The sequence below is a fragment of the Bartonella sp. WD12.1 genome, from assembly GCF_002022415.1.
In the GTDB taxonomy this organism is placed as follows: Bacteria; Pseudomonadota; Alphaproteobacteria; order Rhizobiales; family Rhizobiaceae; genus Bartonella.
Map to the genome: position 1 here is coordinate 1,475,690 of NZ_MUBG01000001.1, position 14,083 is coordinate 1,489,772.

At 39.9% G+C, this 14,083-nt stretch carries 14 protein-coding genes; 5 read left to right on the forward strand and 9 right to left on the reverse strand.

The genetic code is table 11. The annotated features are described in order from the left end of the window. Positions 1-120 precede the first annotated feature (120 nt). The 3 genes from BWD121_RS06680 (at position 121) to cobT (ending at position 3,861) form a co-directional block, all read left to right on the forward strand. Positions 121-738, forward strand: coding sequence for a J domain-containing protein (locus BWD121_RS06680; protein WP_078663871.1), 618 nt, complete (start codon positions 121-123; stop codon positions 736-738). Positions 739-934: 196 nt separating this feature from the next. Further along, entirely contained in the window at positions 935-1,924 is a 990-nt protein-coding gene (cobS, locus tag BWD121_RS06685; protein WP_078663872.1) for a cobaltochelatase subunit CobS, read from the forward strand. Positions 1,925-1,953: 29 nt separating this feature from the next. Further along, a complete protein-coding gene (cobT, locus tag BWD121_RS06690; protein WP_078663873.1) occupies positions 1,954-3,861 on the forward strand; it encodes a cobaltochelatase subunit CobT in 1,908 nt (635 codons plus the stop codon). Positions 3,862-4,010: 149 nt separating this feature from the next. On the opposite strand, the gene BWD121_RS06695 is transcribed toward cobT, so the two are convergent. Continuing rightward, a complete protein-coding gene (locus BWD121_RS06695; RefSeq protein WP_078663874.1) occupies positions 4,011-4,664 on the reverse strand; it encodes a VUT family protein in 654 nt (217 codons plus the stop codon). A 122-nt stretch (positions 4,665-4,786) separates the two neighbouring features. After that, entirely contained in the window at positions 4,787-5,080 is a 294-nt protein-coding gene (rpmB, locus tag BWD121_RS06700; RefSeq protein WP_007476415.1) for a 50S ribosomal protein L28, read from the reverse strand. A gap of 341 nt (positions 5,081-5,421) precedes the next feature. On the opposite strand from rpmB, the gene BWD121_RS06705 reads away from it, so the two are divergent. After that, positions 5,422-6,195, forward strand: a complete 774-nt coding sequence (locus BWD121_RS06705) for an SURF1 family protein (RefSeq protein WP_078663875.1) — start codon at positions 5,422-5,424, stop codon at positions 6,193-6,195. A gap of 300 nt (positions 6,196-6,495) precedes the next feature. On the opposite strand, the gene BWD121_RS06710 is transcribed toward BWD121_RS06705, so the two are convergent. The 5 genes from BWD121_RS06710 to htpX form a co-directional block, all read right to left on the reverse strand. Continuing rightward, complete coding sequence (locus BWD121_RS06710; protein WP_010704399.1) at positions 6,496-6,648, reverse strand: DUF1127 domain-containing protein; 153 nt, start codon at positions 6,646-6,648, stop codon at positions 6,496-6,498. 164 nt (positions 6,649-6,812) lie between these two features. Further along, positions 6,813-8,429, reverse strand: coding sequence for a bifunctional phosphoribosylaminoimidazolecarboxamide formyltransferase/IMP cyclohydrolase (gene purH / locus BWD121_RS06715; RefSeq protein WP_078663876.1), 1,617 nt, complete (start codon positions 8,427-8,429; stop codon positions 6,813-6,815). Between the two features lie 175 nt (positions 8,430-8,604). After that, positions 8,605-10,329, reverse strand: a complete 1,725-nt coding sequence (locus BWD121_RS06720) for a heparinase II/III family protein (protein WP_078663877.1) — start codon at positions 10,327-10,329, stop codon at positions 8,605-8,607. 78 nt (positions 10,330-10,407) lie between these two features. Beyond that, positions 10,408-11,775: an RsmB/NOP family class I SAM-dependent RNA methyltransferase gene (locus tag BWD121_RS06725; RefSeq protein WP_078663878.1), complete on the reverse strand. Its 1,368-nt coding sequence runs from the start codon at positions 11,773-11,775 to the stop codon at positions 10,408-10,410. Positions 11,776-11,808: 33 nt separating this feature from the next. Beyond that, a complete protein-coding gene (gene htpX / locus BWD121_RS06730; RefSeq protein ID WP_078663879.1) occupies positions 11,809-12,864 on the reverse strand; it encodes a zinc metalloprotease HtpX in 1,056 nt (351 codons plus the stop codon). A gap of 81 nt (positions 12,865-12,945) precedes the next feature. Here htpX and BWD121_RS06735 point away from each other — a divergent pair, with 81 nt between their 5' ends. Continuing rightward, a complete protein-coding gene (locus BWD121_RS06735; protein ID WP_078664094.1) occupies positions 12,946-13,173 on the forward strand; it encodes a DUF1674 domain-containing protein in 228 nt (75 codons plus the stop codon). A gap of 138 nt (positions 13,174-13,311) precedes the next feature. Here the strand turns inward: BWD121_RS06735 and rpsP are convergent, their stop codons facing one another. Together rpsP and BWD121_RS06745 are read right to left on the reverse strand one after the other, a co-directional pair. Next, positions 13,312-13,728 carry a 30S ribosomal protein S16 gene (gene rpsP, locus BWD121_RS06740; protein ID WP_078663880.1) on the reverse strand — a complete coding sequence of 139 codons (417 nt, stop codon included), beginning with the start codon at positions 13,726-13,728 and terminating at the stop codon, positions 13,312-13,314. A 72-nt stretch (positions 13,729-13,800) separates the two neighbouring features. Beyond that, a complete protein-coding gene (locus BWD121_RS06745) occupies positions 13,801-14,067 on the reverse strand; it encodes a chorismate mutase (protein WP_143245264.1) in 267 nt (88 codons plus the stop codon). Positions 14,068-14,083: the final 16 nt, after the last annotated feature.

Consider the following 14,083-nt stretch of genomic DNA (forward strand, 5'->3'; position numbering starts at 1 on the left):
CTTTACTCTCCACTAAAATGGATAGTGTAATTAGCCATCTCCGATACTACATTAAGTATGAAAATAAATTTTCAAAAGTCAATCCTTGTCAAACACACCGATTTTGCATAAATCAAAAACATGGCTACAACATCTAAATTATTTGATTCAATTCGTATCAGCTCCAATAAAAGAAAACAAGGTGAACCACAAGCCCGACAGTGTCAATGGGAGGGGTGTGAAAAAACAGGGGTGCACAAAGCACCAGCAGGCCGTAATCGTGAAGGGCAGTATTTTTATTTTTGCCTAGATCATGTACGTGCTTACAATAAAGATTTTAATTATTTCTCAGGCCTTAGCGATAAAGATATCGCCAATTTTCAGAAAGATGCTCTCACAGGGCACCGCCCTACGTGGTCTGCTGGGAGCAATAGTGCATCAAAAAAAACATCCCCTCACTATGCAACAATTCGCTCTGGAACAGCAGCTTATCAAAACCGTATGCGTGACCCCTTTTCATTTTTTACCAAACGTCACTCAGCCAGTACAGCCTCACGAAAATTAAAACCCTTGGAAGCCAAAGCTTTTGATACTTTAGGGTTACAAGCAAATGCCTCAGCAGAGGATATTAAAACAAAATATAAAGAACTGGTCAAAAAACATCATCCTGACGCTAATGGTGGTAACCGTTCTTCAGAAGAACGTTTCCGCGATGTTTTACATGCCTATAATTTACTCAAGAAATCCGGCCTGTGCTAAAGGAGGGTCACCGTGCTTAAAGCAATCTACTTTAGTGCAAGCTGTTTTCTTGTTTAAAAAGGCATCATGAAATTAAAGTGATAGATCTCCTTATCCCCCATCCCCTCTCTTTTTATAGAGCATTGCATCAGCAATTGATGTCTTGTATTGTTTTTCAACTCAAATAATAAAGAGTGGATATCCTTCCAAAAAAACAATGACAAAACCAAATCACGCTATCGATGTTCCTGATATCACAGTCTGCGCTCGTGATATATTCCATATTGATACAGACATGAAAGTACCCGCTTTTAGCGCAAAAAGCCTACATGTCCCTGACTTAGATCCCGATTATCTTTTTGACCAGCAAACAACTTTAGCCATTTTGGCAGGTTTTGCTTTTAATCGTCGTGTTATGGTTTCTGGCTATCACGGCACTGGTAAATCAACACATATTGAACAAGTCGCTGCACGCCTTAACTGGCCTTGTATTCGAATTAATCTTGACAGTCACGTCAGTCGCATTGACTTAGTTGGAAAAGATGCCATCGTTTTGAAAGATGGCCTACAAATTACTGAATTTAAAGATGGCATTTTGCCCTGGGCTTATCAAAATAACATTGCTCTTGTTTTTGATGAATATGATGCAGGCAGACCTGATGTTATGTTTGTCATTCAACGAATACTTGAAGCCTCAGGACGACTGAGTTTACTCGACCAAAACCGTGTTATTGCTCCTCATCCAGCATTTCGTCTTTTTGCAACTGCAAATACCATTGGCCTTGGCGATACAACAGGGCTTTATCATGGAACACAACAAATTAACCAAGCCCAAATGGACCGGTGGTCTATTGTGGCGATATTAAATTATTTACCCCATGACCATGAAGTTGACATTGTTTGTTTAAAAGTCAAACATTTCCAAACACCTCAAAGAAAAAAAATAGTTTCACAAATGGTGCATGTCGCCAATATGGTACGCCAAGCCTTTATCAATGGTGACCTTTCAACGGTTATGAGCCCGCGCACTGTCATCACCTGGGCAGAAAATACTGAAATTTTTCAAAATGTTGACTTGGCTTTCCAATTAACCTTTCTTAATAAATGTGATGAACTCGAACACTCAATCGTCGCAGAATTTTACCAACGTGCTTTTGGAAAAGAGCTTACCAAATCACTCAATTTATCCAAATCACTTAATTTATGATTGTCTAATCTTTAAGGAATGCGTCAATTATGACGGCAGAAGTTGGTGACCACAACAAACATCAAACAAACTATTCTTCCAACGGTAACTTTGACATTGTAGCGTTTAAAAAAGCCGTTTCTATTTGCACCCGCACACTTTCTAGCACATGCAATTTCGAAGTTACTTTTAACAAAAATAAATCATCTATGGACGACAATTATGTTCGCCCATCAATGTTACCGCCACACATAACACAAAAAGATATCGCCATTACTCGTGCACTGGGCGATTGCATAGCACTGCACAAAGCATGGCATGATCCCCATATTCATGACCAGTTTGCTCCAACACAATCAGAAGCACGTGCTATTTTTGACGCTCTTGAGCAAACACGCGTTGAAGCAATCGGCACCTTAGCAATGGAAGGAATTGCTCAAAATCTTGATACAATGCTCGCCGATAAATACCAAAAAACCCACTACCAGATGGTGCGCCATCAAAGTGAAGCTCCCCTAGAAGATGCACTTGCACTTTTACTGCGTGAAAAAATAACAAAACGCCCCCCTCCGCAAGAAGCTGGGCCTATATTGGAATTATGGCGTCAATCAATTGAGCAAAAAGCTGCAATAGAACTCCATGAGCTTACATATCATATTTATGATCAAAAAGCTTTTGCACGTATTGCTCATCAAATGCTTATTACATTGAAAATTGCGGATCAATTGAATGAAAATTCCAACGGGGCGCACAGTAGAGAACCAAACAATGATCTTGAAACCAAAAATCAAGATGAAGAAAAAAGCAAAAGCGCAAAACACTCTCAAAATAAAGAACAAAAAGCAACTGACCCAAACAATGATAAATACGATAAGGGGAAAACACAAACTGTTCAATTAAATGATGATGATATAACCCAAAAAAAGCAAGAGAATAGTTGGCAGAAAAAGCAAAGAAAACTCAAATGTTCTTCCTATGCTTCTCAGCCAATAGAGAAACTTGCTGATTATAAAATTTTCACGCGTCAATTTGATGAAATTTCAGAAGCAATCCATTTTTGTTCGGAAAGCGAATTAGATCATTTACGCCACTGTCTTGATAAACAATTAAATCATCTCCAAAACATTGTCGGACGCTTAGCAAACCGCCTGCAACGCCGCCTTATGGCACAACAAAACCATTCTTGGCATTTTGATCTTGAAGAAGGGCATCTTGATACAGCAAGACTTGCACGCCTCATTATCGACCCAATGCAATCACTTTCTTTTAAAAGAGAACACGATACACATTTTCGTGATACAGTTGTTTCATTGCTTATTGATAATTCAGGATCAATGCGAGGACGACCAATTACTGTCGCAGCAAGTTGTGCTGATATTTTAGCGCAAACACTTGAACGTTGCAAAGTCAAAGTTGAAATTTTAGGCTTCACCACTAAAGCCTGGAAAGGCGGTCAAGCACGGGAAGAATGGAACAACCAAAATAAACCTGATAACCCAGGGCGTTTGAATGACTTGCTCCATATCATCTACAAAAGCGCTGATACACCATGGCGTCGTGCTCGACGTAATTTAGGCCTAATGATGCAGGAAGGATTGCTCAAAGAAAATATCGATGGTGAAGCACTTATTTGGGCGCACCAGCGTCTTCTATCACGACACGAATCTCGCCGTATTCTCATGGTCATTTCTGATGGTGCACCAATTGATGATTCGACACTTTCTGTTAACCCTAGTTCTTATCTTGAAAAGCATTTGCACGCTGTCATTCAAGAAATCCAAACACATTCCCCTATAGAATTAATTGCCATTGGTATCGGTCATGATGTCACACGTTATTATCAACGCGCTGTAACAATCGTCAACGCTGAAGAACTGGCTGATGCCATGACAAAACAATTAACAATACTCTTTGACCCCAAAAAACCTAACCGCTCACACAATATTTTCAAAAGATAAACATCTATGATAAATGATTTACACGCACCAAACATTTGAATTTGAATAAGAACGCATTTCAAATGCCCCTTATTTCACAACCACATTAAGATCCGATCATATTTATGGATTGATACGATAAATTTTAAAAAACTAAAAAGAAGCTTTTTTTATTGTTCTGATAAAAGTGAAGCCCTAAAACTTCTCAAAATTGTACCATAAGGCACAAGCATAACCAGACTCATCACTATTTTGACTGAAAAATCACCACAAGCAAGTGAGAACCAAACTGGAACGTCAAACCCAAAAAATATTGCGTTATCCACGATAGAACTATCAACATAACCTGTCATGTGATCGATAAAGCTAAAATGACTAGAAAAAGCGATAGCAAAAAATAATACCGTATCCAAAGCTGAACCAGCCAATGCTGCTGCTAAAGGTGCTTTCCACCATGTTTTACGCCGCAAAGGTGTAAAAACAAAAATATCCAGTAATTGCGCAAATAAAAATGCCATACTAGAAGCAATTGCAAGCCGTGGCGTAACTAATACCCAAGAAACAAAAAAAGCCGTTATAAACCCAGCATATACTACGCGCCGCGCTGAAGCTGGGCCATAAAAACGATTCGTTAAATCATTAATCAAAAAAGCAATTGGATAGGTAAAAGCCCCATAGGTCAAGATCTCATTCAAACCAAACCAATAGATAGGATATTGAACCAAAATATTGGAAGCAGTCACCGCCAAACACATTGCAAAACTTGCAAAAACAATATGTTTTTTTCTTTGCTGCTCTACTAAAGATTTACAGGTTGAAAACATTCTTTGTAACCTGAGCAATAAACTCGAATCAATCAATAGTGTGGCTAAATAACCAAAGACTTAAAACTTACCCTTAAAAAATGAGAACAAATAATTTTGATTCAGCTTTGAACCAAAATTAATCACGCCGCTTGTTCAGCCTTTTTCTTCATGATCTGGCGTTTTAATAAACGCGCACGTTGCGACAATTCTTTATCATCAGCTTTCACCAAAAAGCAATCAAGACCACCACGATGCTCCACTGAACGTAAAGCATGCGCTGAAATGCGCAAACGGTAACTTTGCTGAAGCACTTCCGAAATTAATGTCACATTGCAAAGATTTGGCAAAAAACGACGACGCGTTTTATTATTGGCATGGCTAACATTATTCCCATACTGGACTGCTTTTCCTGTTAATTCGCAGGCACGAGACATAGACTTCACCTTTAAACTTTAAGAAACTTTTAAATTCCAAATCCAGCGATACAAAACGGGCGCCAAGCGCACCAAACTCAGCCTTGAACAAGCATCATTGGAAATGTCGGGTTTATAAGATGTTAGCACTAAAAGGTCAAGCATTTTGATATTTATTGATGCTTATTGATATTTATTTTATAAATTTTGCAGTTTCATTACTAATATCAACCATATTTTTTAGCTCGATTACCAAATATTACTGCCTTATATTACTGCCTTTTTTAACAAATATGTTACTTACTCTTGTAAAAAATACATAAAATATTTTCTTTAAACGTTGAACATGTTAAAGAGAATTAATGATCAAGATGAATCAATCCCCAATAAAATCCCAGAATAAAAATATAAGTTTTTTTTCTATTTTGCTTGGCATTTTATGTATAAGCTTTTTTTTGCTCTTCAGTGCATTAGGTATCTGGCAAATACAACGACTCAATTGGAAAACGAATCTCATCGCCAGTGTTAATCAGCGCATTCACCTACCCCCCATCAAAGCACCACCCCAAGATCAATGGGAGCATGTTACTTTTGACAAAGATGAATATCGCCCTGTCACACTTACCGGAAGTCTCTTAACAAACAAAAATATTCTTATAACAGCTCTCACTCAAGAAGCCACTGGTTATTGGGTTTTAACCCCTTTACAAACAGCCGATAACACTTTAACCTTTGTAAATCGTGGTTTCATCCCTATGGATGCACGCCATCATTTTGAGCAAGAAAACACTCTAGCTCATCCCCATTCTTCCACGAACACAGAGCAGACTACGATCACTGGGTTTTTACGTATGAGCGAGGGAGACGGAATATTTCCACGCAAAAATAACCCTAATCAAAATCTTTGGTATACACGCCAACTCCCCGCCATGGCCCAAAAGCTCGGGCTCTCTAATGTGGCCCCTTATTTTATTGATGTTACACAAAAAATAACCACACAAGGAAATCTTCCTATTGTCGGTCTAACAGTTGTGCATTTTAACAATAATCATCTCAGTTATGCTCTAACATGGTTTATTTTAGCAGCTGGTGTTTTGGGTGCATCTCTTTTTCTGCTTTCAAAATATAATAACTAAAAAAGATACACCTTCAAATATCACAATCTCATGAAATAAATACTCCAACAGCCCTTCTTTTAAAAGAGCATGCATCACTTAAGATATCATCAAATATTGCGCTGAAAATTATAGACTTTACTTGTTTCTTTTCAAAGAAACATCATTCATAAACTTGCAAAGCTGATAGGAAAACAACTCTCTTTTTTGCTCTCTTCCCCTATTTCTACAATAGGGGAAAACACAAACCCCACATCAAAACGCCCCCTTAATTTCATATTCAAGTAATCAAGTGTAAGTAGTGCTTATCAAAAACAAACATCAAAGCGATTTACGCGAAAAACGCCACGCAATTGAACGAATATCACCCCGATTAATACCAAGATCATTGAGTTCATATGTTGAAAGATTATTTAATGCCTTAACTGTCCGACGATAACGGCGCCAAGAACCAAAAGACTGCAAAATGTTCATGTTTTTACCCAAATCTTACGTTAAATTCTTAAGATCCATAAGATAGAGCAAATTTCACAAATAAGTTGTGCTATAATCACATAACTGGCGTGCATTTATGGCATAGGAACATATCGCCAAATTTCTCTCATTGGGCTGGTACACAAAATAAAAAGCCATACTACTTAATGACGAAAATGGCGCACACCTGTAAAAACCATTGCCAAATTATGCGCATCAGCCGCTGCAATAACTTCCTTATCACGCATTGATCCACCTGGTTGAATAACTGCGCTCACACCAGCTTCAGCAGCTGACAACAAACCATCGGCAAAGGGAAAAAACGCATCTGATGCAACAACAGATCCCTTGGTTAAAGGCTCTGTTAAACCCATTCCTTTTGCGTTTTCTTCAGCTTTATGAACTGCAATTTTAGCAGAATCAAGACGGCTCATTTGGCCAGCACCAATACCCACTGTTGCACTGTTTTTTGCATAAACAATAGCGTTGGACTTCACATGTTTAACAACACGAAACGCAAACTGAAGGTCACGCATTTCATCTTGGCTGGGTGCTCGTTTCGTGACCACCTGAAGCTTCAAATCCTCAACCACCGCATTATCACGCGACTGTACTAAAACCCCTCCTGCAAGTGTTTTAAAAATCAGCCCTTCAGAACGCGGATTAGGTACACCACCCGTTATCAATAAGCGGAGATTTTTTTTCTGTGCAATGATCTCACGTGCCCCCATTGTCGCATCAGGAGCAATAATCACTTCCGTAAAAAGCTTAACAATCTCTCCAGCACACTCTTCATCTAAAGGGCGATTTAAAGCAACAATCCCACCAAATGCTGATATGTTATCACATCTTAAAGCACTTAAATAAGCTTCTTTTAAACTCTGCCCTTCTGCAACCCCACAAGGATTGGCATGTTTAATAATAGCAACAGCAGCGGTCCTGCAAGGATCAAATTCTGCCACAAGTTCAAATGCTGCATCTGCATCATTCATATTATTATAAGAAAGTTCTTTGCCTTGTAAAAGCGTTGCGGTTGCAACCCCAAAACGTTTATCACGAGTGCGATAAAATGCTGCCTGTTGATGCGGATTTTCCCCATAACGCATCACACTATCAAGATGACCAGAAAAACTCTGCCAAGATGGCATTTCAATTTTTAAATCTTGTGCAAACCAAGCCGCTATTACTGCATCATAGGAAGCTGTGTGCTCATAAGCACGTGCTGCTAATTGACGACGCAATAAAAAGCTTAAACACCCGTTATGTTTCTTTAATTCATCCAAAACCAAATCATAATCACAAACTGCTGTCACAACACTAGTATAAGCATGGTTCTTAGCCGCCGCGCGAATCATCGCTGGGCCACCAATGTCAATATTTTCAAGAATCGTTTGTGAATCTGCCCCAGATTGAATTGTTTCTTCAAAAGGATACAAATTAACCACAACAAGATCAATTCCACAAATACCATGTTCTTCCATAGCAGCTGCATGGTCTGGGTCTTTTCTAATGCCTAATAAAGCACCATGAATCAATGGGTGGAGTGTTTTAACACGCCCATCCATAATTTCCGGAAATCCTGTTACCTCAACAACATCTTTTACCGGTAAACCAGCGTCTTTTAATGCTTTAGATGTTCCCCCCGTTGAAATTAACTCAATCCCATAAGTGTGAAGCGCTTGTGCAAACTCCACCAAACCAGTTTTATCAGAAACAGAAAGAAGAGCACGACGAACCTGATGAAGATCAGGCGCAGAATAATTTTTTGAAATAGCAGCCATAAGGAAGATTCTAAAAATAAAAGGATTAAAATTCAAGCAAATTTATCATGTATTATTATAGAATATATGCCTTTTCCAAAAAACTGAAAGAACATAATGCTTAAAATTCTGAAATCCATAAATAATAAAACCACATTCATTCCACCATCAGTTAAGCATATTCCTACTCTGATTCCTACTCTGACTCAAGGCGGACAAAACGCCAATGAATTTTTTCTGTCAACGCAGGGCGGAAATATAAAACAATTTGTTGTGTGCGTTGTGGGCCCGTTAATTCAGCAAAATCAATCGAATCTTCTAAAGAAATATCCGTATCAGGCGACATAAAATGCCACATCTTCCTACCTTCTACAGCCAAATGCACACTGTCTCCATTATGGATGACCTCAACTTTGGGATGGAGATGAAACCGAACTGCAACACAACGAGACTCATTGCAATCAGCCTTATGTCCATTTGAGCGAGCAGTATGCGGCACGAAAAAGCGATCAAACCCTTCAATAATCGCTCCATTTGTCGTTAAAGTAAGACCACGCTCATGAACAAGATTAAAAGGTCGCACATATCCATCATGGCATGCAATAAAACCAATCCTTTCTGCTTCTTCTATACGTTGCACTTTAATACCCGTCGGTCCTTCAAGCAAAAAGGGAGTATTTTGGTTCTTTTTTTTGCGAAAAATACCCACTGAACAATCATTGATTGTTGCCGTTGAATGTGCCGCTGTGACACGCCCGAAATGCCGATATTCTTCATCTCCATAAGGAGCAATACCCGCATTGATAATAAAGCGGTTTCCTTGAGAAGACATCTCAAATGACAAGCATCCTGAACAGGCATATTCTGAAGCAAAATGTGGTGGAAATTTTCCCGTATCTGCAAGTACAGTTGTTTGATTGGCCTGTAAACGCTGAAAACCAGAATAACGTGCATGACTAAAAGGGTTTCCTCCCGTTTCATCAAAATCTAAAATAGCTGATAGATGCCCTGACATAACAGGACCAACCCCATTAAAATGTGCAAGTGTTTGATCCTCATGGATAAAAAACCGCAAAGCTGGTAACATACGTTCAACTGAATCAATTAAAACGCGTGGCACTGTTTCATTGCTATACTTGTAAAGATCACGCAAAGATAATAAATCCAACAGTAAACTGAGTAAAATAGCAGGACTGCGTGAAATATGCCCCCCATCGATAAGAATTTGACGTGAAAGCTCACGGATAAGATAGGTTTGCATTTTCTTCCTTGTCGCAACACAAACAGGCAAAGCCAAAGAAGCAAATACCAAAGCGATCACCGCTTGTAAGCGTCGATCATTTTCTTCCATACTGTGAATTGATATACGCAAATAACGAAATTGAAAACCAAGCGAATGCAAAAAACGCTTTTTAAACTGTTCACTTGCACCATCCAACAATATTTGCGAATGACAAATCCATGAAATCAAACGTCGTGCGACACCCCCCCCACTCCAAGAAAGTCCTTTTATTTTCCTACCACTATGATCAAGCCAATCTTCTAATAAAGAGCGTGCATGTGCTATAGCCAATGGATTGCGTGTTGCCGTCATATGACGCAGCCAATGAAAATCATGAAGTGCTGCTTCCCATTCTGGTGTTGGTGGAACTAATGAAAAAGGAGAAAGAAAACCAGACTGAACAACCCGACCAGCAAAAGCAAAACGGCCATGGTAAAATTCATGTGCTACTTTTGAATCAGCTAAATGCAAATCAATGGGATGCGCTAAAATTTTTTGCGGATGAAAACCCAAAAATCGCCAACGAAATAAAGGCCCCATCCATAAACGCCCTAGAGATTGTAACACCTTATACACAAAAACCGATGTCTTTATCTGATAACTTCCCACCGCAATCGCCACACTTATCTCTCCAGCCATTCTTTATCAAACAAAATGCCCAACCATTTCTTTATTAAACACAATGAATGTCGGCGATTTACGTAAATGAAACGTTAATTAAGCCACCTTGCGTAAACGTGCTGCAAAAAAACCATCCATTCCAAATAACAGCGGGTCTTCAACATCACAACTATCACAGCAACAATCAGCAGGCGTTGTGCGCAAAGTACCATCAGCAGATAGCAAATGCTTCATAGAACCCATCTCCTCTGCTAAAATGGGTTCTAAAATAATATCATTACGCGTAGACAAAATCTTTTTAATCAGGTCTTCCCCCTCTTGTCTTGCCAATGAACAATTAGAAAAAATAATGCGTCCACCCTTCTTTACAAAAGCAATTGCCGTCAAAAGCAGATCATACTGTAAAGCCGATAATTTAGTGATATCATCAGGCGATTTAGTCCATAAAATATCTGGATGACGGCGTATTGTCCCCGTCGAAGAGCAAGGCGCATCAAGAAGAACCGCATCAAAAAGCTGCTCAGAATAAAAATCTCTCATATCACCAGTCCAATAATGGGCTGACAAATGAAGACGGTCCATATTTTCTTTTAAACGCTCTAACCGATTAGCCGAACTCTCAACAGCTGTCACATCTGCCCCTTGCAAAGCTAATTGAGCCGTTTTTCCACCAGGGCTTGCACAAAAATCAACAACCCGTTTGCCACGAATATCTCCTAACAAACAAGCAGGTAATGCTGCTGCAAAATCTTGAACCCACCAAGCCCCTTGCGCATATCCTGGTAAATTAACCACAGGGCCATCCAAAGCGCCAAGCCGAATCGAACCATTAGGCAAAACAACACCCCCAAGCTGCTTTGCCCAACCAACACTGTCTGATTTTACAGTCAAATCAAGCGATGGTGCTTTGTTTTGCATTGCTAAAATCTGATGCGTCTTGTCAACCCCATATGTTGACACCAAAAGCTGCCCAAACCAAGTCGGAACATCTTTAATGGTTGGCTCTTGCATACGCAAACATACCGCCTCACGTGCAAAATTGCGTAAAATAGCGTTCACTAGCCCTGAAAAACGGCGTGTACGGGGGTCAATTTTAGCTATTTGCACTGCTAAATCAATCGCCGCATGATCAGGAATATCAAGATAAAGAATTTGTGCTGCACTGATATGTAAAAGGTGCTGAAGTGACAATGCTTGAAGCGGCAAAGGTCGTTTTAAAAAACGTGATAAAGCTGCTGTAATCTGACCTCGATGACGCAAAGCTGCTATTAAAATAGCCCGACATAATAGGCGATCACGATGCGAAAGCTTTAAATAATGTGGATGCCCATATTCATGATCCGTCAAACCAGAAAGAGACTTACGCTTATCAAGCACCACCCCTAAAAAACGGGCACAAACTCGGCGAACAACTAATCCCGGAATATTCTTTTCAGACATACATCCCGCTTTTTTATTTTGCACAATAACACCTCTACATCTCCCCCTTTAAAAACATTATGACCGAGGCTTTTTAAAATTTTGGTGATGAAGCCAAGAAGGACGATTTGTTGTACGTCGAAAAGTATCCCTTTCCTGACGATTAAGAGTATTGTTTTGAGCACTAAAATTTAAATCTTCATTCTCTAAATCTAAACCACTTCCTTTTTCATCAAACATACTCTTTTTACCTTCTTCTATATTCTTGGCTTTGAATATATTCATTTCCTCAGCTTGTTTATAAAGAACTGCAATGCGATTTGCAGTCGCTGGATGAGTAGAAAAAAGGCTATCAACTCCCTCACCCCTTAAAGGATTAATAATAAACATATGAGCCGTTGCCGGATTATACTCTGCCTCTTCATTATGCATCATATGTCCCCCACCTGCAATTTTACTCAAAGCTGAAGCCAACCATAAGGGATTGCCACATATTTCAGCTCCACGTCGATCAGCAGCATATTCACGTGTACGGCTAATAGCCATTTGCACCAACATAGCTGCAAAAGGCGCCACAAACAGAGCAATAAGGCCACCAAGCACCCCAGCACCATGCGAATGCTCTGAAGAATTGCGCTGCCCTCCCATCAACAAAGCAAAATTACCCAGCATAGAAATTGCCCCTGCAATCGTTGCGCTAAGAGTCATGATCAATGTATCACGATGCTGGATATGCGCTAACTCATGAGCCATAACCCCAGCAACTTCTTCTGGGCTTAACCGCTCTAACAGTCCTGTACTTGCAACAACAGCTGCATTGTGCGGATTGCGCCCTGTAGCAAAAGCATTGGGTTGCCCACTGTCCATGATATAGACCTTCGGCTGAGGAAGAGAAGCTTTTTGCGTCAATTCACGCACAATCTTATAATAAACGGGTGCCGAATGCTGGTCTACTTCACGCGCACCATACATACGCAAAACAACTTTATCCGAATTCCAATAAGAAAAAAAGTTTAAGCCCCCCGCCATCAAAAGCGCAATAACCATACCATTGCTTCCTGCAATGAGATAACCAACCCCCATAAAAAGTGCAGTCATAAAAGCCACAAGCATTGTTGTGCGCAGGATATTCATTGCTTTAAAACTCCATGATAATGCGTAATAATATCTATATGATAAGGATTTTTTGATTCTTCAATGGAAGAAAGGCATAAAATGGACCAAAAAGACAAGACGATAAAACAAGATGCAACAAAACAAAATCCAGCTTCCCTTAAGCAGCGCCCCCTTCCCCCAGAAGCACAACGTGCCCTCAAAGAGGCTGCACAAAGACGTAAACAAGCACTCCATGAAAATATGCCGTTGGAAAATGGTGGGCGCGGCGGAAAAGACCCAGCACGCTATGGAGACTGGGAAATTAAAGGCCGCGCTATTGACTTTTAAAAGGCTCAAATTGATGGCTTAAAAAACCAAACCACCTTTAAAGGTAGGGCAAATATCTTTCAGATAAAAACAAGCAATGATTGCCTGCTTAAAACACAAGCTCTTACAATACTTCTCTTGATAAGAGATTTAAAGCACTTATGCTTGCTCTGATACAGCCGCCTCTTCCGATACAGCCACTTCTTCTGATACAGCTACTTCTGCAGTTGAAGCTGATGCTTCTTCAGCGGCTTGCTTTGCTGCAGCAGCACGTTCTTGTGCCTTTTTACCAGGCTCACCTTTGTGTGGGTTGTTACGTGCTGGGCGTTTTTTCAAACCAGCAGCATCTAAAAACCGCAAAACACGATCTGTCGGCTGAGCACCTTGACCAAGCCAATATTGAATACGTTCTTCGTTTAGTTTTACGCGCTGTTGATCTTTAGGCAACATGGGGTTCCACGCACCAACACGCTCAAGAAAGCGCCCATCGCGCGGACTACGCACATCCGCAACAACAACATGGTAATAAGGACGCTTTTTTGAGCCTCCACGAGACAAACGAATTTTTAATGCCATCTTTTTCTCCGATCAACTTTAACTTTTATCTAAACTAATTTGCTTTGTTTCCCTGCCTTTTAGCAACAATGATTATGGTGAATCACTTCTAATGGTGAAATTTAAAAAATTTTCAGCAAAATCGGGGTTAAGACAATTATCCATAACCAATTGTCGCAAACCTGCAACCTGATTCTGCTCACCCGTCACATAAACTGTAGGTAAATCATAACGAGTTTTTAACTCCCCAATCGCTTGCATGTAGCAAAAGCATTTTGCCAAAATACGAACCAGCACCACACTAAAATCACCAACAGATGTTCGTAAACGCGCCAAACCATCTGGTATTTTCTTCTGCATCACGCTTCCTTTTTTC

Bases quoted from the DNA above. Each gene is read 5' to 3' on its own strand.
- BWD121_RS06680 (WP_078663871.1), top strand. From the start codon at position 121: ATGGCTACAACATCTAAATTATTTGATTCAATTCGTATCAGCTCCAAT.
- cobS (WP_078663872.1), top strand. From the start codon at position 935: ATGACAAAACCAAATCACGCTATCGATGTTCCTGATATCACAGTCTGC.
- cobT (WP_078663873.1), top strand. From the start codon at position 1,954: ATGACGGCAGAAGTTGGTGACCACAACAAACATCAAACAAACTATTCT.
- BWD121_RS06695 (WP_078663874.1), bottom strand. From the start codon at position 4,664: ATGTTTTCAACCTGTAAATCTTTAGTAGAGCAGCAAAGAAAAAAACAT.
- rpmB (WP_007476415.1), bottom strand. From the start codon at position 5,080: ATGTCTCGTGCCTGCGAATTAACAGGAAAAGCAGTCCAGTATGGGAAT.
- BWD121_RS06705 (WP_078663875.1), top strand. From the start codon at position 5,422: ATGATCAAGATGAATCAATCCCCAATAAAATCCCAGAATAAAAATATA.
- BWD121_RS06710 (WP_010704399.1), bottom strand. From the start codon at position 6,648: ATGAACATTTTGCAGTCTTTTGGTTCTTGGCGCCGTTATCGTCGGACA.
- purH (WP_078663876.1), bottom strand. From the start codon at position 8,429: ATGGCTGCTATTTCAAAAAATTATTCTGCGCCTGATCTTCATCAGGTT.
- BWD121_RS06720 (WP_078663877.1), bottom strand. From the start codon at position 10,329: ATGGCTGGAGAGATAAGTGTGGCGATTGCGGTGGGAAGTTATCAGATA.
- htpX (WP_078663879.1), bottom strand. From the start codon at position 12,864: ATGAATATCCTGCGCACAACAATGCTTGTGGCTTTTATGACTGCACTT.
- BWD121_RS06735 (WP_078664094.1), top strand. From the start codon at position 12,946: ATGGACCAAAAAGACAAGACGATAAAACAAGATGCAACAAAACAAAAT.
- rpsP (WP_078663880.1), bottom strand. From the start codon at position 13,728: ATGGCATTAAAAATTCGTTTGTCTCGTGGAGGCTCAAAAAAGCGTCCT.
- BWD121_RS06745 (WP_143245264.1), bottom strand. From the start codon at position 14,067: ATGCAGAAGAAAATACCAGATGGTTTGGCGCGTTTACGAACATCTGTT.